The sequence below is a fragment of the Pseudomonas farris genome, assembly GCF_019145235.1.
Taxonomy (GTDB): domain Bacteria; phylum Pseudomonadota; class Gammaproteobacteria; order Pseudomonadales; family Pseudomonadaceae; genus Aquipseudomonas; species Aquipseudomonas farris.
Genome location: NZ_JAHSTV010000002.1, coordinates 679,750 through 694,526, shown reverse-complemented (window position 1 = coordinate 694,526; position 14,777 = coordinate 679,750). Strand labels below are relative to the sequence as shown.

The following is a 14,777-nucleotide window of genomic DNA, read 5'->3' as shown; positions in this document are numbered from 1 at the left end:
GCGCTGGCGAAGAAGTACAGCGATGCGTTGGCCAACGGGCAGGTTTTGGCGCCGGCCAAGAGCATCGAACAGATGCAGCACGTGATCTACAACGCCTACACCAACGCAACGCTGACGGCGCTGTTTTTGCTCGTGGTGTTCAGCATCCTGTTCTTTGCACTCAAGGTTGGCATTGCCGCCTGGGGCACTAAAGAACGTACGGATAAAGAAGCGCCGTTCCAGGCTCTGCCGGATGCTTGATGGAGGAGGGTGCCCATGTTCAATGACCTGAGTCGCCTTGGTAAATACCTGGGTCAGGCTGCACGCTTGATGGTTGGCATGCCTGACTACGACAATTACGTTGAGCATATGCAAACCAAACACCCGGACAAACCGCTGATGAGTTACGAAGTGTTCTTTCGCGAACGTCAGGAGGCTCGTTACGGCAGCAAGGCGGGACCGAAGTGCTGTTGATGCGAAACATTTAAGCAGCACTTTGCTTTAGGAGCCCGGCCTGCCGGCGATAGCGATCTTCGAGACGCTATCGCCGGCAAGCCGGGCTTTTTTGTCGTTGTATTTTTAGCCTGACAACAAACTGACTTTGTTTGCTGTTCAATCATCTGATTTAGATCAATCAACGGTCATTGCAGGGGGACTTTTTCTTAGCTGGCTCTGTCACATGTACATACAAAACACATATGAGGTTTACATGTCCAAGCTCGCAGAGTTCCGTCAACTCGAAAAACATCTGGCTAAACAGCTCCAGGCGCTTGAAGCACTAAAAGGTGATGCAGGCCTTCAAAAGGAAATTGATTTCGAAAAGAAGCTGCGTGATCTGCTAGCCAAATACGGCTATAGCCTGAAAGACGTGATCAATCTTCTTGAGCCACAAACTGGTCGTCGCGCATCAGCAAGCGCGTCGAAATCCGGCACACGCAAGCCGCGCCAGGTGAAGATCTACAAAAATCCAAACACTGGCGAAGTCGTCGAGACCAAGGGCGGCAACCAGAAGACACTGAGGGAATGGAAGTCTAAATTCGGCTCTGCCACTGTCGAGTCCTGGCTTACCAAGTGAGTTTGATTTGAGTACAAAAAGGCCCGAGAAGGGCCTTTTTGTAGCTGATACGGGCTAGTGTCTGTGAGGCTTGACCGTATTTTCACGGGCAAGCTCAATACACTTCAATGCCAAAATAGTTGTCGGGTCGATCAACGCCACCGTATGTTTTTTTATCTTGTAAGCTTCGCTATGTTCGAGCACCAGGGGCAGCTCTGTACAACCCAGGATGAGTACATCAGCGCCCAGCTCACATAAGTGCTCTGCGGCGGTTAGAAGCTGGTCTTTGCAAATACCCCCAGTGAAACCCGCTTTAATGCCACGTTCTCCATAAATCGACTCCATGACCAACACTTGGTAATCCACGCCGGGGGTGATGACGTGAAGTCCTGCTCGCCGGGCTGCCTCGTGATAGACCTGACTTTTGATGGTGCCGGACGTCGCTAGCAGCCCTACGGTTTTGCCAGCACCGTATCGCTGAGCGATAGCCTCCACCGTCTCAGTCAACATATTCACTATGGGTACACGCAGGTGCGACTGGATGCGCTCGACGAAGGCGTGAGCTGTGTTGCACGGAATCGCAATGGCATTGGCTCCAGCGCTTTCAAGACGCTTGCATGTTGCATACATCGCCATTGTCGGGTCGGTTTCGTCATACAGCAGGTTGGCTGTGCGATCAGGAATCTGGGGGTTTTGTTCGACCACCATTTTGATGTGCTCCTGATCTCGGCCTGCCGGTGTATGCGCAACAACCTTACCCATGAAGTCGACTGTTGCTGCCGGCCCAACTCCGCCAACTATCCCTAATTTGAACGGCGGACGAGTCAACTGGCCGCTTTGCGACGTCGCGAAACCGGCATAAATCTCGTTGATGTCCAGAGCCGTGATGCCTCGCCGTTGCAGATCACCACAGATCAATGAGAACTCAGTCATACCCGGCAATATGAGAGTGGCTCCCTGATCCTGAAGCGAAAGGCATGCCTGATAAACACACTCTAGCGGCACCCCGTCAAGGTACCCGTCTTTGATGCCGTTGACGCCATACATCGCGCCCATCAACCCGGACTGCTCGTAATCATCTGGATACACGAGCTTGAAGTCATTGCCGAAATATCGCTCAAACAGCCCGGAGTGCCGAACATAGTCAGACGCGATGACTCCCAACGTACTGCCGCGTTCAGCGACGTGATCAATATGCTTGCGTAACGCAGCCATCATATCCAGGACGGGTATGCCTATCTCCTCCTGAATTTCCTCCCGAAAGGTGTGACTGGCAAAGCAAGGTAGTAAAACGGCATTGACTTCGCTTGCCTCGAATGTCTGACAAACCTGAAAAACGTAGAACTTCCTCGAGGTCATGTTAGCGCCCCGGTCCAGGGGCATCAGGACGTCTTTGAAAGGGTGTTGCTCAAACAGAAAGTGATAGCGACCTTGATCTTCCAAAACAGCTCTGGACTTCACCAATTTGTAGAAAAGATCGCCGCCGGCCAGTGAGCCAAGTCCGCCGACGATACCTAGTTTGCGAGCAAACGATGACCCGTTGGACGGTTTCGATTTACCTTTCAAGTTCAGGTTCTCAGGCGGTGGCTGCAGTATGAATCGGGAGCGGAGATTTCGTGCCGGGCGCTTCTTCAGCTTCTTCATGTGGTTCTGATTTGGCAACCACAGCTGTCGCGATGCTATTGCCAACCACGTTGGTGGCAGTCCTGGCCATATCAAGGAATTGGTCAATGCCAAGGATTAGCAAAATACCGGCTTCGGGAAGGTTGAACATGGGTAACGTAGCCGCCACCACAACCACCGATGCCCGGGCTACACCGGCCATTCCCTTGCTGGTAATCATCAGCGTCAGCAAGATCAGCAGTTGCTGTGTGAAGCTCAAGTCAACGTTGTAGGCCTGAGCAATGAACATGATGGCGAACGCTTGATACATCATTGAACCATCAAGGTTGAATGAGTAACCCAGCGGTAGAACAAAGCTGGATACACGCTTCGGCGCACCAAACTTCTCCAGCGCCTCCATGGTTTTCGGATACGCGGACTCGCTACTGGCAGTCGAGAATGCCAACAGAACAGGTTCGCGGATCAGCTTGCCCAAGGTAAACACTGAGCGACCCAGGAACAGATAACCGGCAGCGAACAAAACGCACCACAGAATCACAATGCCCAAGTAGAACTCGGCAATCAGTTTTCCGTAATCGACTATCAAGCCAAGGCCCTGCGTGGTGATAGCCGATGCGATGGCTGCGAAAACCCCAATGGGCGCGAAGGCCATGACGAAGTCCGTGACCTTGAACATCACCTTGGCCAGCTCTTCGATGCTGTCGACAATCGTCGTGTAACCAGCTCGTTTCACACCCGCCAAGGCAAATCCGAAGAACAACGAGAACACCACGATTTGCAGGATTTCGTTGTTGGCCATTGCTTCAGCAATGCTGCGGGGAAACACATGACTGATGAATACCTTGAGGCTGAAATCCCCGGTGTTGACCACCACGGGACTTGCCGCATGCTGGACAACTTCCATGTTCAGTCCCGCACCGGGTTGGAACAGGTTGACCAGGCCCATGCCGATTGCCAGCGAGATCACCGAAGCGGTGACGAACCAGGCCATGGCTCTTAGGCCAATGCGCCCAACCGAGCGGGAGTTCCCCATGCTGGCAATGCCACCGACCAAAGTAGCGAATACCAGCGGAGCGATGATCATCTTGATCATGCGTAAAAAAATGTCGGTGACCATCGAGAAGTAAGACGCGATCTCTTTGGCGCTTTGTTCGCTCCCTGCGAAATGGTGGCACGCCCAACCGACAAGCACGCCCAAGGCGATGCCAATTGCGATCCGACGCGGAAGTTTATTTTTCTTCACGGAGCTTTCCTCAAGTGGTTTTTTTGCTTTTTTTACTTGGCAGGAGACAAGTGTCATTGGGGCGAAGCTCTATGGCATCGCTTCAACGTTTTCGATTCTAGGGGCGGGATTGAAAGGTCGTGATGAGTAATCCCGATAGCCTCATGCGCTTTTGGAATAGTTTTCGAAACTTCTGCTTCGCCCTGACTGCGGCGCAGTACACTGCGTATTCGGGGCGTGAGGTGCCGCTATGCAAATCAAATGGTTGGATGATCTTTTAGCGATTTCCGAGTGGAAGAACTTTTCTCGGGCTGCGGAGGTTCGCTGCGTGACCCAGTCGGCTCTGTCGCGTCGCATACGGTCACTTGAGGAATGGGTAGGCGCGGAGTTGGTAGATCGCGGTACTTATCCCGTTCAGCTCACGCCTGCGGGGCGAAGTTTTTGTGAAGAAGGCCGCGAGGCATTAGCAGGGTTATTGAGACTGCGTTCAGCCCTGCGCGAGGTTGAGCGAATGCCCGGGCGATCCATCCAGGTGACTGCTGGCCACAGCCTTTCAATGACGTTTCTACCGAAATGGCTAACCCAATTTCAGCAGCACAATGAGCAGTTCAACGCTCGAGTCGTTGCCGCGAACATTCATGACGCCGTCATAGCCCTGGAGGAGGGGAGTTGCGATCTGATGATCGTCTACCACCATCCCCTGGCCCCCATTCTTCTAGACCCGGAAAAGTTCGGATGCCTGACGTTGGGACATGACGCCTTTATTCCGTTGTGTGCCCCTGACAAGAAGGGGCAACCGCTGTATCGCTTGCCCGGCACCTCAGCTAAAGCTGTGCCTCACCTCGCTTATACGGCCACAACTTTTCTAGGTCGCGTTGCCGACATAGTCATCAAAAATGGCCCAAGTGTGAGTGTGCTGGAACGGTGCTATGAGGCAGACATGGCGATGCTTTTGATGCGCATGGCGATAGAGGGGTATGGCGTGGCATGGTTGCCAGAAAGCGCTGTCATTGACGAGCTTCAGCGAGGTCAGTTGGTAAAAGCGGGTGGTGATGAATGGAGTACGCGACTGGAGATACGCTCCTACTGCGCCATCACCAATGAGAACCCTACGATGCGCAGTCTATGGAAAACCCTCGAAGGAGCTTCCCGCGATCTCCATGGCAAAACAGCCCATTGATTGAAGTGCCAAGGTTCGAAAAGCATTCCTCAAGAACCATTAAGGTCTAACCCCTGACACTAATGAGATGCTTAAGTGATCTTGGGTTTACGGCCGCGCGGATTTGGCTTCACCGGCACGCTTTTCCCATACTCGCTCCACCATAACGCGAGTGCCTCCATCGTCGGCCCGAGCGCACGGGCCTTTGCCGTCATTTCATATTCGACACGCGGTGGCACTTGCGCGAAGACTGTTCGCGACACCAGCCCATCGTTTTCGAGCTCACGAAGTTGTGCCGTCAGCATGTGCTGGGTGATGCCGCTAATCGCCTTGCGCAGTTCTCCGAAACGGTAGATTCGCTGGTTCAACAACCACATGATTTCCAGCTTCCACTTGCCTGAAAGCAGCGCAAATGCACGGCGCATTTCCTCGTGCATGTTGATCTGATCGTCACCATTAGTCTGGTTTTCCATACTAAGCACCACTTTTTCATCCTACTTGTAGCTTTTCATATTAGGCGACATCTTTGACCTGAGTCGACGCATTAACGCTTGCTTGGGAAAAACCTCATGATCGAAAACTATGTTTATTGGATCAGCACGGCACTGCTGTCGCTGCTCTATTTCGCTTCTGCCTCCATGTACATCGCCAAGGGCGACTATGTTCGAAATGCACAGGCGGAGTTGGGCTATTCAGCCTCCCACCTGGTGCCTTTCATGATCGCGGTCAAGGTCCTTGGTCCTGCCGCGATTCTGTGGCGCTTTAACGTGGCGCTCAGTGATCTTGCCTATGCCGGCATGTTTTATCACCTGCTGCTCTCCGCTTTAGCACACCTGGGTGTTCGCAAGCCCAAAGGCTCTATCCCGGCAATCGTAGGACTCATCCTCTTGGTTGCCTCCTTCATGACACAAAACGCTGTTCGTGATCTTCCGTCGCCTTACCCACCGCTGACGGCGGTCATCCAAACGCCTCTTAAATAAAGGAGACTTATATGACTCGACTCAATGGGAAAGTTGCCATCGTCACTGGAGCCGGTCGCGGTATCGGCCGCGCCACAGCGAAGTTGTTCGCGGTGGAAGGCGCGAAGGTGGCGGTTCTTTCACGCACGGCTGAAAATGTCGCGGGTGTCGTCGCTGAGATCCAGGCGGCGGGCGGCATCGCCCTCAGAGTAGTCTGTGATATCGCCGATCCGGATCAGATCAAAGCTGCTGTAGAAAAGGTGGTGGGTGTGTATGGCCGGATCGACATTCTTGTGAACAATGCCTTCGACCCCTCTGTCGTCTTTTCATCGGTTCTCGATCTGTCGACCGAGCAATTGCAACGCAATTTAGAAATGGGGCCGATTGCCTATCTACGAACGATGCAAGCCTGCTACCCACACCTTAAAGCCAGCGGGGAGGGTAGGGTCATCAACTTCGCCTCGCTGGCGGGTGTCATCGGCCTGCAGGGATACGCCCCTTACAACATGGCGAAGGAGTCGGTGCGCGCCTTGACTCGCTCGGCGGCAAGGGAGTGGGGCGCTGACAAGATCACGGTAAACAATGTCATGCCGGTTGCAGACACTTGGGGGGCTGCCGCCAATGCACCCGCACCCACTAACGTACTTGGCCGTTATGGATCACCCGAAGAGGACATTGCGCCGGTCGTGCTATTCCTCGCCAGCAAGGACGCACAATTCCTGACAGGTTACAGCCTGACGCCGGACGGTGGCCAAATCATCGACAGCGCACGGTGATGGTCACGTCCAACCTGCGTGCGCATGCTCCCCCAAGCCGCCTCCCGCTTCAGCAGCGTCTGCAACGTTCTCGCCAGCCATGTCCACCATCCCAAAGCATTGCCGCCGTTGACGATGGCCATTGCGCGAGTGATCTGGTCATCAGGCACCAGGCGCATGGCGGTTGCCGCCGACAATGACCAGAAGCCACCTATCGCAACACCGATCAGGCTACTTCAGGTTGCTTTTGAAGAACGTGGTCAACTTGGCGAATGGAATGAGGTTGACCCGGTCGTAAAGATCCACGTGTCCGGCATCTGGAATAATGAGCAACTCTTTAGGCTCGGCGGCCCGCTTGTAGGCATCCTCACTGAACTCGCGTGAGTGTGCCTGGGCGCCGGCAATGAACAGCAGCGGGCGAGGGGAGATAGTCTCGATGTCATTGAACGGATAGAAGTTCATGAACTTCACGTTGCTGGTCAGCGTCGGCATGGTGGTTGTCTGCGGCGATGCGCCGGCCGGAGTGACTTCGCCTCGGTGGGTGCGATAAAAATCGTAGAACTCATCACCCACGGCATTGCCGGTCAGTTTGAGCGGCGTGCCGCCGGTGTAGCGGATTTCGCCACCCTGGAATTCGGCATAGCGCTGCTCGGTGGCGTCGCGAATGATCTGCTGGCGTTGTTGCGCAGTCACTGCGTGTTTGAGACCGTTACGGTTGGCCGCCCCCATGTCGTACATGCTGACGGTGGCGATGGCCTTCATGCGCGGATCAATCTTGGCGGCACTGATAGCGAAGCTGCCACTGCCGCAGATGCCGAGGACGCCGATTCGCTCAGGATCAACTATCGGTCGAGTGCCGAGAAAGTCTACGGCGGCACTGAAATCTTCGGCGTAAATATCAGGCGAGACCGCTTGGCGAGGCGTGCCCTCACTTTCGCCCCAGAAGGACAAATCCAGGGACAGTGTGACAAATCCTTGTTCGGCCATTTTGGTAGCGTACAAGTTCGCACTCTGCTCCTTCACCGCCCCCATTGGATGGCCGACGATGATGGCGGCGTTTCTGGATTTGGGGGCGAGGTCTTTCGGGGTGAACAGGTTGCCCGCCACCTTCATTCCGTATTGATTTTTGAAGGTGACCTTTTCAACGGTCACTTTCTCGCTTTTATAGAAGTTGTCCGCGCCGTTTGACATATCGGCTCCCATTGAAGAAAAAGAGGTAACGAGAAGCCCCAGGGCAAGAAAAATTCTTTTCACCGGATAGTCCTTTCGATTGAGTTGTAGTTTGCTGGAGTGTTTTGACCCAAGTGCTTAATCAGCCAACATGGCGCTCTCGATCACGAAGCGATACTTGACGTCATGGGAGATTCCGCAATGGGTGTGTCGGATCAACATTCTCCGGCTCTGCCCATACTCCCTGTAGTGCATTCCGCTGGATTACTTGCCTGATTCTATGAGTCTCTGTTTTTTTGCAGGACGGTCGTGAACTGGCGAGTTAGAGTTCAGCAAAGAGGTAGAAGACGAACATGACGATCAAACACGACACCGCGCCTCAACAAACATCGGCGCAAGAATCGCTTGCGCAGATCATCGGCGCGCAGATTCCGAAACCAGGTGATTACGGAACGCCCATTACGGGCCTCGGCTTCTTCAGGCGCGAACATCCTTCGCCGCCCGTCGTCTGCATGGTCGAGCCAAGCATCATCCTCGTCGCCCGGGGTGAGAAACAGCTCTGGGTAGGCGGCGAAGGCTACCCGTATGACACGTCGCGATTTCTGATCACCTCATTGGACTTGCCTGCCAATTCAGAAGTGCTGGTGGCAAGCCCGGAACAGCCATGCCTGGGACTGACTTTGAAGCTCGACCTGCGCATGCTGGCTGAGCTGATAGCACAAAGTGACCTGCCGCCAACCCGTGATCGATCAGTTGCGAAGGGGGTAGGAATTGGTTCAGTAACCCCTGCAATGCTGGCGTCATTCGAGCGCTTATTGGCACTGCTCGATGAGCCGGAGTCCATTCCTGTTCTCGCCCCCTTGATCCAGCGCGAGATTCACTACCGTCTCTTGCAAAGTGATCAGGCGAGCCGCCTTCGACAAATAACTTCTGTCGATGGCCAAGGTTATCGGATCGCCAAAGCCATCGATTGGCTGAAGTTGAATTACACCTCAGCGCTTCGTGTCGATGAACTTGCGGCCCGAGTGCAGATGAGCACTCCGACCTTTCACCACCACTTCCGCCAACTCACCACAATGAGCCCATTGCAGTACCAAAAATGGCTGCGACTGAACGAGGCAAGGCGATTGATGCTCAATGAACACCAGGACGTATCCAGTGCGGCTTTCAAGGTCGGATATGAAAGCCCGTCCCAGTTCAGCCGCGAATACAGCCGTCTGTTTGGCATACCTCCCAAGCGGGATATTGCGGTGTTGCGAGGGCAGGGGTAGCGATAGAGTCAAGCTGACGAATTGCGTTTGCTCACGCTTTTAAACGCTATCGAGATAAAACGACTAAACAACCATTTAGCATAGTTATAATCTATCGAGCTTATCTGCTTAATAGCTACAGTATTTCAAGGAGGACAATCCACATGACCAACAGTGAGCTCGACATTCATATCCCCAACGCTGAAGCAGTAATCGCCGCGTTGGCTCTGGAGCCTCACATGGAAGGCGGTTTCTACCGGAGAACCTTTCAATCTGATCACCACGCTATGGCCGAGATCAATGGTGGTCAACGTCACTTGATGACTTCAATTTATTACTTGCTGACCAAGGATTCGCCGATCGGGCATTTCCACCTGAATCAATCGGACATCGTTCATTACTACCATTTGGGAAACCCGATTCAGTACAGCCTGATTTTTTTAGACGGCACGTTGAAAACTGTGGTGATGGGCAGCGACGTTATCGCCGGGCAATGTTTGCAGCTGCATGTACCTGGTGGCGTCTGGAAAGCTTCGCAGCTTATGAATGGTTTAGCGGGATACGGTTTGATCAGTGAAGCGGTTTCACCAGGGTTTGATTTTGCAGATATGGAGATGGGCAGTCGGCAGAAGCTCAGAGAGCAGTTTCCCGAGCATTCGGAGCTGATTGGAAAGCTGACGCAAGGATGAGGGGCTTGGGTGAATCGAGGGCTTCAAAATCTGCGTGCAACCGGGCTAATCTTGAAACATCTTGTTACGTGTAATGTATATTATGTTAAACGAGGTGCTATGTTAGAAATCCTGCGCCACCAGGTCCGTGGACAAGGTTTTGCTGGTGGCATCCACCAAGGAGAAATAGTCGGCACGACTGAAGACTGCACCGCTCTTCAACTCATACAAACGCACCCGCACAGGTGTCGCCTGCCCGCCCGCCGTGGGGTTCAGATCGGCAGCGGCCTGGATATGCATGACAACCACTGTGGGACGCGGACTCGAAGCACAGGCAGTCAGCAATATGGCTGTTGCGAGCATCAATAGCTTTGACATGTCGTCGTCCTCAATGACATTTATTATTCCAGTTTGGAACTACCGGCAACCCTACGGGATTGATCAACTATCTAATAACCCTTAGCCTTTGCGCAGCTTCGCACTTTGTTCTTCATAAGCACGACTGAATTCGCGCCCGAACAAGTCCTCTAAATCATCTTCGGCCTCTCTGGAAATGCTTGCATAGAGTCCCGTGAATAACTCCCAGTAATGCGCTTGGCGTGCACCTGGTAGCAAAGCGCCAATACCCGAAGGCTTACTCAAGCGCGCTTCCAATACCGCCGGTTGAAATCGCTTGAGCAGATGTTTGATCGAGGCTTGTACGCCGGCCATAACGGCCAATTGATGCGCTTTGAGGTCGTCGAAGCTTTCCTCGATGGCCTGGTCGGCCGGCATGAAGGCTTGATTGTCGGCGCGCAGCAACAACAGCAGCGCCTCATCGACATTGGGGGCGAATTTGAGGGGGTTGTTCTCCACCGGGCGGATCATGGTTTGGGCCATGCGGAACTCACCCTTGAGGCTGGCTCGGGCGCGCAGCACCTCGATCAACCCTTCCACCATATGTCGGTAGCTACGGCCGATGGCCTCCATCTGAGCGCAAGTTTCGTCTCTATCGATACGCAACTGGTCGAGCCCGGCGCCCCTGAGAAAGGCTTCCAGCACCTCATCGCTGCTCTCATTTGCGGGTGCTGGAGTCGAAACCGCAGCCAACGAGTCGACTGGGGCTGCCGGGGCTGGTGTGCTGCTGGCCATATTTTCCGGCTCTGCGGGCAATGGTTGCGGCTGTGCTTGCGGGGTGGGCGGCGCTACAGGCGCGGGGCCTATGTCCAGTTCGGCGAAGGGATCCCAGTCCCCCGGAATCGCTGGCGTTGCGCCGGTTTCGCTGGCCGGGGGGGCGCTGGGAGGCTGTGGCTCCGGCGGGCGGAAATCATGGCGCTCGGCCGGCACGTGGTCGGCCACGGCTGGCGGCGGCACCGATGGGGGCGCGAGGAAATCAAACAAATCGGAGGGGATATCCGGGGGCGGACCGCTCGACTGGATCGGCTCTCTGCTGAGGGGCGCCGGGGCCGCGTCGGGAATCTCGTCAGGCGCCTGACGCTCCATCAGCGCATCGAAGCCGGCAAAGGGATCACTCATCCCAGGCGCCGCGTTGATGATCTGTGGAGCGTCGTTGATCTGCACCAGGATGTCGTACTCGCCCACGCGCAGCAGTTCGCCGTCCCGTAAAGGTTCGCTGTTGCCGCGGTGCATGTGCACGCCGGCATTCACCAACTGCACGCCATTGGTGCTGGTGTCGGTCAGGTAGTAGGTGCCGTCACGCAGCTCAATGACGCAATGCTGGCCGGACACCAGTCGCTCCGGGTCTGGAAGTATCCAGTCGTTCTCGGGGCTGCGGCCGATTTTCAGTTCACCGCAATCAAGCTCGAACTCCGCGGGTTGGCCGCGCGTGAGCACGTGATAGTTGGTGATTGTCAAACGCAGCGGCATCAGAACTCCTTGTACGATATTGCTCAATAACGGCTCGGATATGCCAATCCGTGCAACTGAGTATAGCCCCCCTTAAATGGTTAGGTGTCGTCGAGGTTTTTGCGGCTGTATTCGCTGTTTAGAATAAATCCTATAACCAAAGAAGCTAACTAGTGACCTCCGTTCGCCCATCTTGAAACGCCCGGTCTTTGCCCCACTGGTCGGAGAGTTTCTTGACAAGCATTGAACAGCGCTAACACTTCACTTGAATTGTTAGAGATGACGCCAAAGTGTGGCTCTGGACAGAAGGTTAATCCGCAGGAAGCGGTTTTAGTCGTACGTTCGCTCTGACTGAGTGCCGGCCAGAGGAAGCCGTTTTTTTATGGCAATCACGCAAAACAACCGCTTGGTGCAGGTCGACAGCCCACTCGGCGGCGATGTCCTGGTGCTGCAGGGCATGGAAGGCAGCGAAGAGCTAGGGCGGTTGTTCCACTACGAATTGGACCTCACCTCCGAAGACCGGGCGATCACGTTCGACCAGTTGCTGGGCAAGCCGATGGGCCTGACCCTGGAGCTACACGACGGCGGCAAACGCTATTTCCACGGCATTGCCTGCAGCTGCCGGCAAGTGACCGGCCACGGCCAGTTCGCCGGCTACCGCGTCAGCCTACGGCCCTGGCTCTGGCTGCTCACGCGCACCTCGGACTGCCGGATTTTCCAGAACAAAACGGTGCCGGACATCATCAAGCAGGTGTTCCGCGACCTCGGTTTCTCCGATTTCGAAGACAGCCTGAGCGGCAGCTACCGCGAGTGGGAATATTGCGTGCAGTACCGCGAAACCAGCTTCGACTTCGTCAGCCGGTTGATGGAGCAGGAAGGTATCTATTACTACTTCCGCCATGAGCAGGCGCGTCATGTACTGGTGTTTGCCGACGCCTATGGCGCCCACTCCACGGTGGCCGACTATGCCTCGGTGCCCTTCTACCCCCCCGATCGGCAAATGCGCGAGCGCGATCATTTCTACGATTGGCAACTGGCGCGGGAAGTCCAACCCGGTTCGCTGGAGCTGAACGACTACGACTTCCAGCGCCCCCGCGCCAGCCTTGAGGTGCGCTCCAGTGTGTCGCGCAGCCACAGCAACGGCGACCACCCGCTCTACGACTACCCCGGTGAATACGTACAGAGCAACGATGGCGAGCACTACGCGCGTACCCGCATCGAAGCCATTCACAGCCAGTTCGAGCGTGTGCAGCTGCGCGGCCACGCCCGCGGGCTGGGCTGCGGCCATTTGTTCGAGCTGACTGGCTACGACCGTGCGGACCAGAACCGCGAATACCTGGTGGTGATCGCCCGCTATCAGATCCGTCAGGACGCTTATGAAAGCGGGCAGTTGGACCTGGCCGAACAGTTCGTCAGCGAGCTGGACTGTATGGATGCCAACCAGACCTTCCGCCCCCTCCCCCGAACCCCCATGCCCATTGTTCGCGGGCCGCAGACCGCCGTGGTGGTTGGCCCCAGTGGCGAGGAGATCTGGACCGACCAGTACGGCCGGGTCAAAGTGCATTTCCACTGGGATCGCCATGACCAGTCCAACGAAAACAGCTCCTGCTGGATTCGCGTGTCCCAGGCCTGGGCCGGCAAGAACTGGGGAGCAGTGCAGCTCCCGCGGATCGGTCAGGAAGTGATCGTCAGTTTCCTCGAGGGCGATCCGGATCGGCCGATCATCACCGGCCGCGTCTACAACGCCGAACAGACCGTGCCCTACACGCTGCCAGCCAATGCCACCCAGAGCGGGGTGAAAAGCCGTTCGAGCAAGGACGGCTCACCGGCCAACTTCAATGAAATCCGCATGGAGGACAAGAAAGGCGCAGAGCAACTGTTTATCCATGCCGAGAAGAACCAGGACATCGAGGTCGAGAACGACGAGACCCACTGGGTCGGCCACGACCGCAGCAAGACCATCGACAACGACGAAACCGTGCATGTGAAGCACGACCGCACCGAAACCGTCGATAACAACGAGACCATCACCATCGGTGTCAACCGTACCGAAAGCGTGGGCAACAACGAGGACATCAGCATCGGCGTTAACCGTACGGAAAACGTCGGCAGCAACGAGACCATCAGCATAGGCAGCAACCGCACGATCAGCGTCGGCGCCAGCGAAACCGCGACCGTGGCCCTGCAGCGCACTCATGCGGTAGGTATCAACGAGACGATCGCCATCGGCGCCGCGCAGGAAGTTGTCATCGGTGCCTTTCAAACGGTGAATGTCGGGGCCTACCAAAACATCAACGTGGGCCTCTACCAGTCGACCAATGTGGGCGCCAACCGCTCGGTGGACGTCGGAGCCAATCTTTCAACGACGGTAAAAACAAACGAATCGCGCAAGGTCGGGGCAGGACGCACGACCGATATCGACAAGGACGATGTGCTGACGGTGGGCAAGGATCTTGTCATCAATGCCGGTGACTCGGTGACCATCACGACCGGCAAAGCCAGCATCATCATGAAGAAGGACGGCACCATCAGCATCCGCGGCAAGGACATCACCATAGACGGCTCTGGTGCGATCAACATCAAGGCCAACAAGAACGTGGTGATCAAGGGACGCAAGATCCTGCAAAACTAGGAGTAACGCGTATGACGGTTCAATACTCACTACCCGCCCAGGCCCGCATCGATGGCGTGGTCATCGGTGTCCTGCTCGACCTGCCACAGGCCAGTGCGCCCTTGGTGACCTACCCCGGCTGCCCCGAGGAACAGAGCATAGCCGCCCGCACCACCACCCTGCTCGCCCCTGCGGACATCGGCACCCAGGTGGCGCTGATGTTCGAAGATGGCGACCCTTCCCGCCCGCTAGTGATCGGCCGCCTGCTGGGCCAGGCCGTGGCGCCCGCACCGGTCGCCTGCGTGCAACTGGACGACCAGCGCCTGGAGCTGAGCGCCGAACGCGAGATCGTGCTGCGTTGCGGCAAGGCCAGCATCACCCTGACCCGCGCGGGCAAAGTGATCATCCAGGGCGCCTACCTGTCCAGCCGCTCCAGCGGGGTCAACCGCATCAAGGGTGGTTCGGTGCAGATCAACTAGGTA

15 protein-coding genes and 2 pseudogenes are annotated in these 14,777 nt (G+C 55.8%); 10 read left to right on the top strand and 7 right to left on the bottom strand.

The features are described from left to right. The 3 genes and pseudogenes from KVG95_RS06315 to KVG95_RS06305 all read left to right on the top strand — a co-directional run. Positions 1 to 240 (top strand): annotated as a pseudogene (locus KVG95_RS06315) (carbon starvation protein A); the annotation flags it as partial. Positions 241 to 255: 15 nt separating this feature from the next. Continuing rightward, positions 256 to 453, top strand: a complete 198-nt coding sequence (locus KVG95_RS06310; protein ID WP_052963150.1) for a YbdD/YjiX family protein — start codon at positions 256 to 258, stop codon at positions 451 to 453. A gap of 235 nt (positions 454 to 688) precedes the next feature. Further along, the gene (locus KVG95_RS06305) at positions 689 to 1,054 is read left to right on the top strand and encodes a histone-like nucleoid-structuring protein, MvaT/MvaU family (protein ID WP_217854939.1); all 366 of its coding nucleotides are present in this window, start codon (positions 689 to 691) and stop codon (positions 1,052 to 1,054) included. 54 nt (positions 1,055 to 1,108) lie between these two features. On the opposite strand, the gene cuyB is transcribed toward KVG95_RS06305, so the two are convergent. Both cuyB and KVG95_RS06295 read right to left on the bottom strand, forming a co-directional pair. Then, positions 1,109 to 2,599: a cysteate racemase gene (gene cuyB, locus KVG95_RS06300; RefSeq protein WP_217854980.1), complete on the bottom strand. Its 1,491-nt coding sequence runs from the start codon at positions 2,597 to 2,599 to the stop codon at positions 1,109 to 1,111. Positions 2,600 to 2,609: 10 nt separating this feature from the next. After that, positions 2,610 to 3,899, bottom strand: a complete 1,290-nt coding sequence (locus KVG95_RS06295; protein WP_217854978.1) for a dicarboxylate/amino acid:cation symporter — start codon at positions 3,897 to 3,899, stop codon at positions 2,610 to 2,612. A 229-nt stretch (positions 3,900 to 4,128) separates the two neighbouring features. On the opposite strand from KVG95_RS06295, the gene KVG95_RS06290 reads away from it, so the two are divergent. Then, a complete protein-coding gene (locus tag KVG95_RS06290) occupies positions 4,129 to 5,058 on the top strand; it encodes a LysR substrate-binding domain-containing protein (RefSeq protein ID WP_217854938.1) in 930 nt (309 codons plus the stop codon). A gap of 71 nt (positions 5,059 to 5,129) precedes the next feature. On the opposite strand, the gene KVG95_RS06285 is transcribed toward KVG95_RS06290, so the two are convergent. Further along, positions 5,130 to 5,510, bottom strand: a complete 381-nt coding sequence (locus KVG95_RS06285; RefSeq protein ID WP_217854937.1) for a winged helix-turn-helix transcriptional regulator — start codon at positions 5,508 to 5,510, stop codon at positions 5,130 to 5,132. Positions 5,511 to 5,606: 96 nt separating this feature from the next. Between KVG95_RS06285 and KVG95_RS06280 the strand changes: the two genes are divergently transcribed. Together KVG95_RS06280 and KVG95_RS06275 are read left to right on the top strand one after the other, a co-directional pair. Further along, positions 5,607 to 6,017, top strand: coding sequence for a DoxX family protein (locus KVG95_RS06280; RefSeq protein WP_217854936.1), 411 nt, complete (start codon positions 5,607 to 5,609; stop codon positions 6,015 to 6,017). An 11-nt stretch (positions 6,018 to 6,028) separates the two neighbouring features. Further along, entirely contained in the window at positions 6,029 to 6,772 is a 744-nt protein-coding gene (locus KVG95_RS06275) for an SDR family NAD(P)-dependent oxidoreductase (RefSeq protein WP_217854935.1), read from the top strand. Between the two features lie 32 nt (positions 6,773 to 6,804). On the opposite strand, the pseudogene KVG95_RS29710 reads toward KVG95_RS06275, so the two are convergent. Together KVG95_RS29710 and KVG95_RS06270 are read right to left on the bottom strand one after the other, a co-directional pair. Beyond that, positions 6,805 to 6,984, bottom strand: a pseudogene (locus tag KVG95_RS29710) (MFS transporter); the annotation flags it as partial. After that, positions 6,983 to 8,005, bottom strand: a complete 1,023-nt coding sequence (locus tag KVG95_RS06270; protein WP_217854934.1) for an alpha/beta hydrolase — start codon at positions 8,003 to 8,005, stop codon at positions 6,983 to 6,985. The pseudogene KVG95_RS29710 and the gene KVG95_RS06270, both read right to left, overlap by 2 nt. A 269-nt stretch (positions 8,006 to 8,274) precedes the next feature. Between KVG95_RS06270 and KVG95_RS06265 the strand changes: the two genes are divergently transcribed. Both KVG95_RS06265 and KVG95_RS06260 read left to right on the top strand, forming a co-directional pair. After that, the gene (locus KVG95_RS06265; protein WP_217854933.1) at positions 8,275 to 9,192 is read left to right on the top strand and encodes an AraC family transcriptional regulator; all 918 of its coding nucleotides are present in this window, start codon (positions 8,275 to 8,277) and stop codon (positions 9,190 to 9,192) included. 143 nt (positions 9,193 to 9,335) lie between these two features. Then, positions 9,336 to 9,860, top strand: a complete 525-nt coding sequence (locus KVG95_RS06260; RefSeq protein WP_217854932.1) for a cupin domain-containing protein — start codon at positions 9,336 to 9,338, stop codon at positions 9,858 to 9,860. 102 nt (positions 9,861 to 9,962) lie between these two features. On the opposite strand, the gene tssJ is transcribed toward KVG95_RS06260, so the two are convergent. Next, positions 9,963 to 10,217: a type VI secretion system lipoprotein TssJ gene (gene tssJ, locus KVG95_RS06255; protein WP_225922916.1), complete on the bottom strand. Its 255-nt coding sequence runs from the start codon at positions 10,215 to 10,217 to the stop codon at positions 9,963 to 9,965. 81 nt (positions 10,218 to 10,298) lie between these two features. Next, the gene (gene tagH, locus KVG95_RS06250) at positions 10,299 to 11,705 is read right to left on the bottom strand and encodes a type VI secretion system-associated FHA domain protein TagH (RefSeq protein ID WP_217854931.1); all 1,407 of its coding nucleotides are present in this window, start codon (positions 11,703 to 11,705) and stop codon (positions 10,299 to 10,301) included. Between the two features lie 361 nt (positions 11,706 to 12,066). Here tagH and KVG95_RS06245 point away from each other — a divergent pair, with 361 nt between their 5' ends. Together KVG95_RS06245 and KVG95_RS06240 are read left to right on the top strand one after the other, a co-directional pair. Next, positions 12,067 to 14,316, top strand: a complete 2,250-nt coding sequence (locus KVG95_RS06245; protein WP_217854930.1) for a type VI secretion system Vgr family protein — start codon at positions 12,067 to 12,069, stop codon at positions 14,314 to 14,316. An 11-nt stretch (positions 14,317 to 14,327) separates the two neighbouring features. Beyond that, entirely contained in the window at positions 14,328 to 14,774 is a 447-nt protein-coding gene (locus KVG95_RS06240) for a DUF6484 domain-containing protein (protein ID WP_217854929.1), read from the top strand. Positions 14,775 to 14,777: the final 3 nt, after the last annotated feature.

What these genes read in the sequence shown, in the direction of transcription:
- tssJ (WP_225922916.1), bottom strand. Translation starts at nt 10,217, where the DNA reads ATGTCAAAGCTATTGATGCTCGCAACAGCCATATTGCTGACTGCCTGT.
- KVG95_RS06260 (WP_217854932.1), top strand. Translation starts at nt 9,336, where the DNA reads ATGACCAACAGTGAGCTCGACATTCATATCCCCAACGCTGAAGCAGTA.
- tagH (WP_217854931.1), bottom strand. Translation starts at nt 11,705, where the DNA reads ATGCCGCTGCGTTTGACAATCACCAACTATCACGTGCTCACGCGCGGC.
- KVG95_RS06305 (WP_217854939.1), top strand. Translation starts at nt 689, where the DNA reads ATGTCCAAGCTCGCAGAGTTCCGTCAACTCGAAAAACATCTGGCTAAA.
- KVG95_RS06265 (WP_217854933.1), top strand. Translation starts at nt 8,275, where the DNA reads ATGACGATCAAACACGACACCGCGCCTCAACAAACATCGGCGCAAGAA.
- KVG95_RS06240 (WP_217854929.1), top strand. Translation starts at nt 14,328, where the DNA reads ATGACGGTTCAATACTCACTACCCGCCCAGGCCCGCATCGATGGCGTG.
- KVG95_RS06280 (WP_217854936.1), top strand. Translation starts at nt 5,607, where the DNA reads ATGATCGAAAACTATGTTTATTGGATCAGCACGGCACTGCTGTCGCTG.
- KVG95_RS06310 (WP_052963150.1), top strand. Translation starts at nt 256, where the DNA reads ATGTTCAATGACCTGAGTCGCCTTGGTAAATACCTGGGTCAGGCTGCA.
- KVG95_RS06245 (WP_217854930.1), top strand. Translation starts at nt 12,067, where the DNA reads ATGGCAATCACGCAAAACAACCGCTTGGTGCAGGTCGACAGCCCACTC.
- KVG95_RS06290 (WP_217854938.1), top strand. Translation starts at nt 4,129, where the DNA reads ATGCAAATCAAATGGTTGGATGATCTTTTAGCGATTTCCGAGTGGAAG.
- KVG95_RS06275 (WP_217854935.1), top strand. Translation starts at nt 6,029, where the DNA reads ATGACTCGACTCAATGGGAAAGTTGCCATCGTCACTGGAGCCGGTCGC.
- KVG95_RS06285 (WP_217854937.1), bottom strand. Translation starts at nt 5,510, where the DNA reads ATGGAAAACCAGACTAATGGTGACGATCAGATCAACATGCACGAGGAA.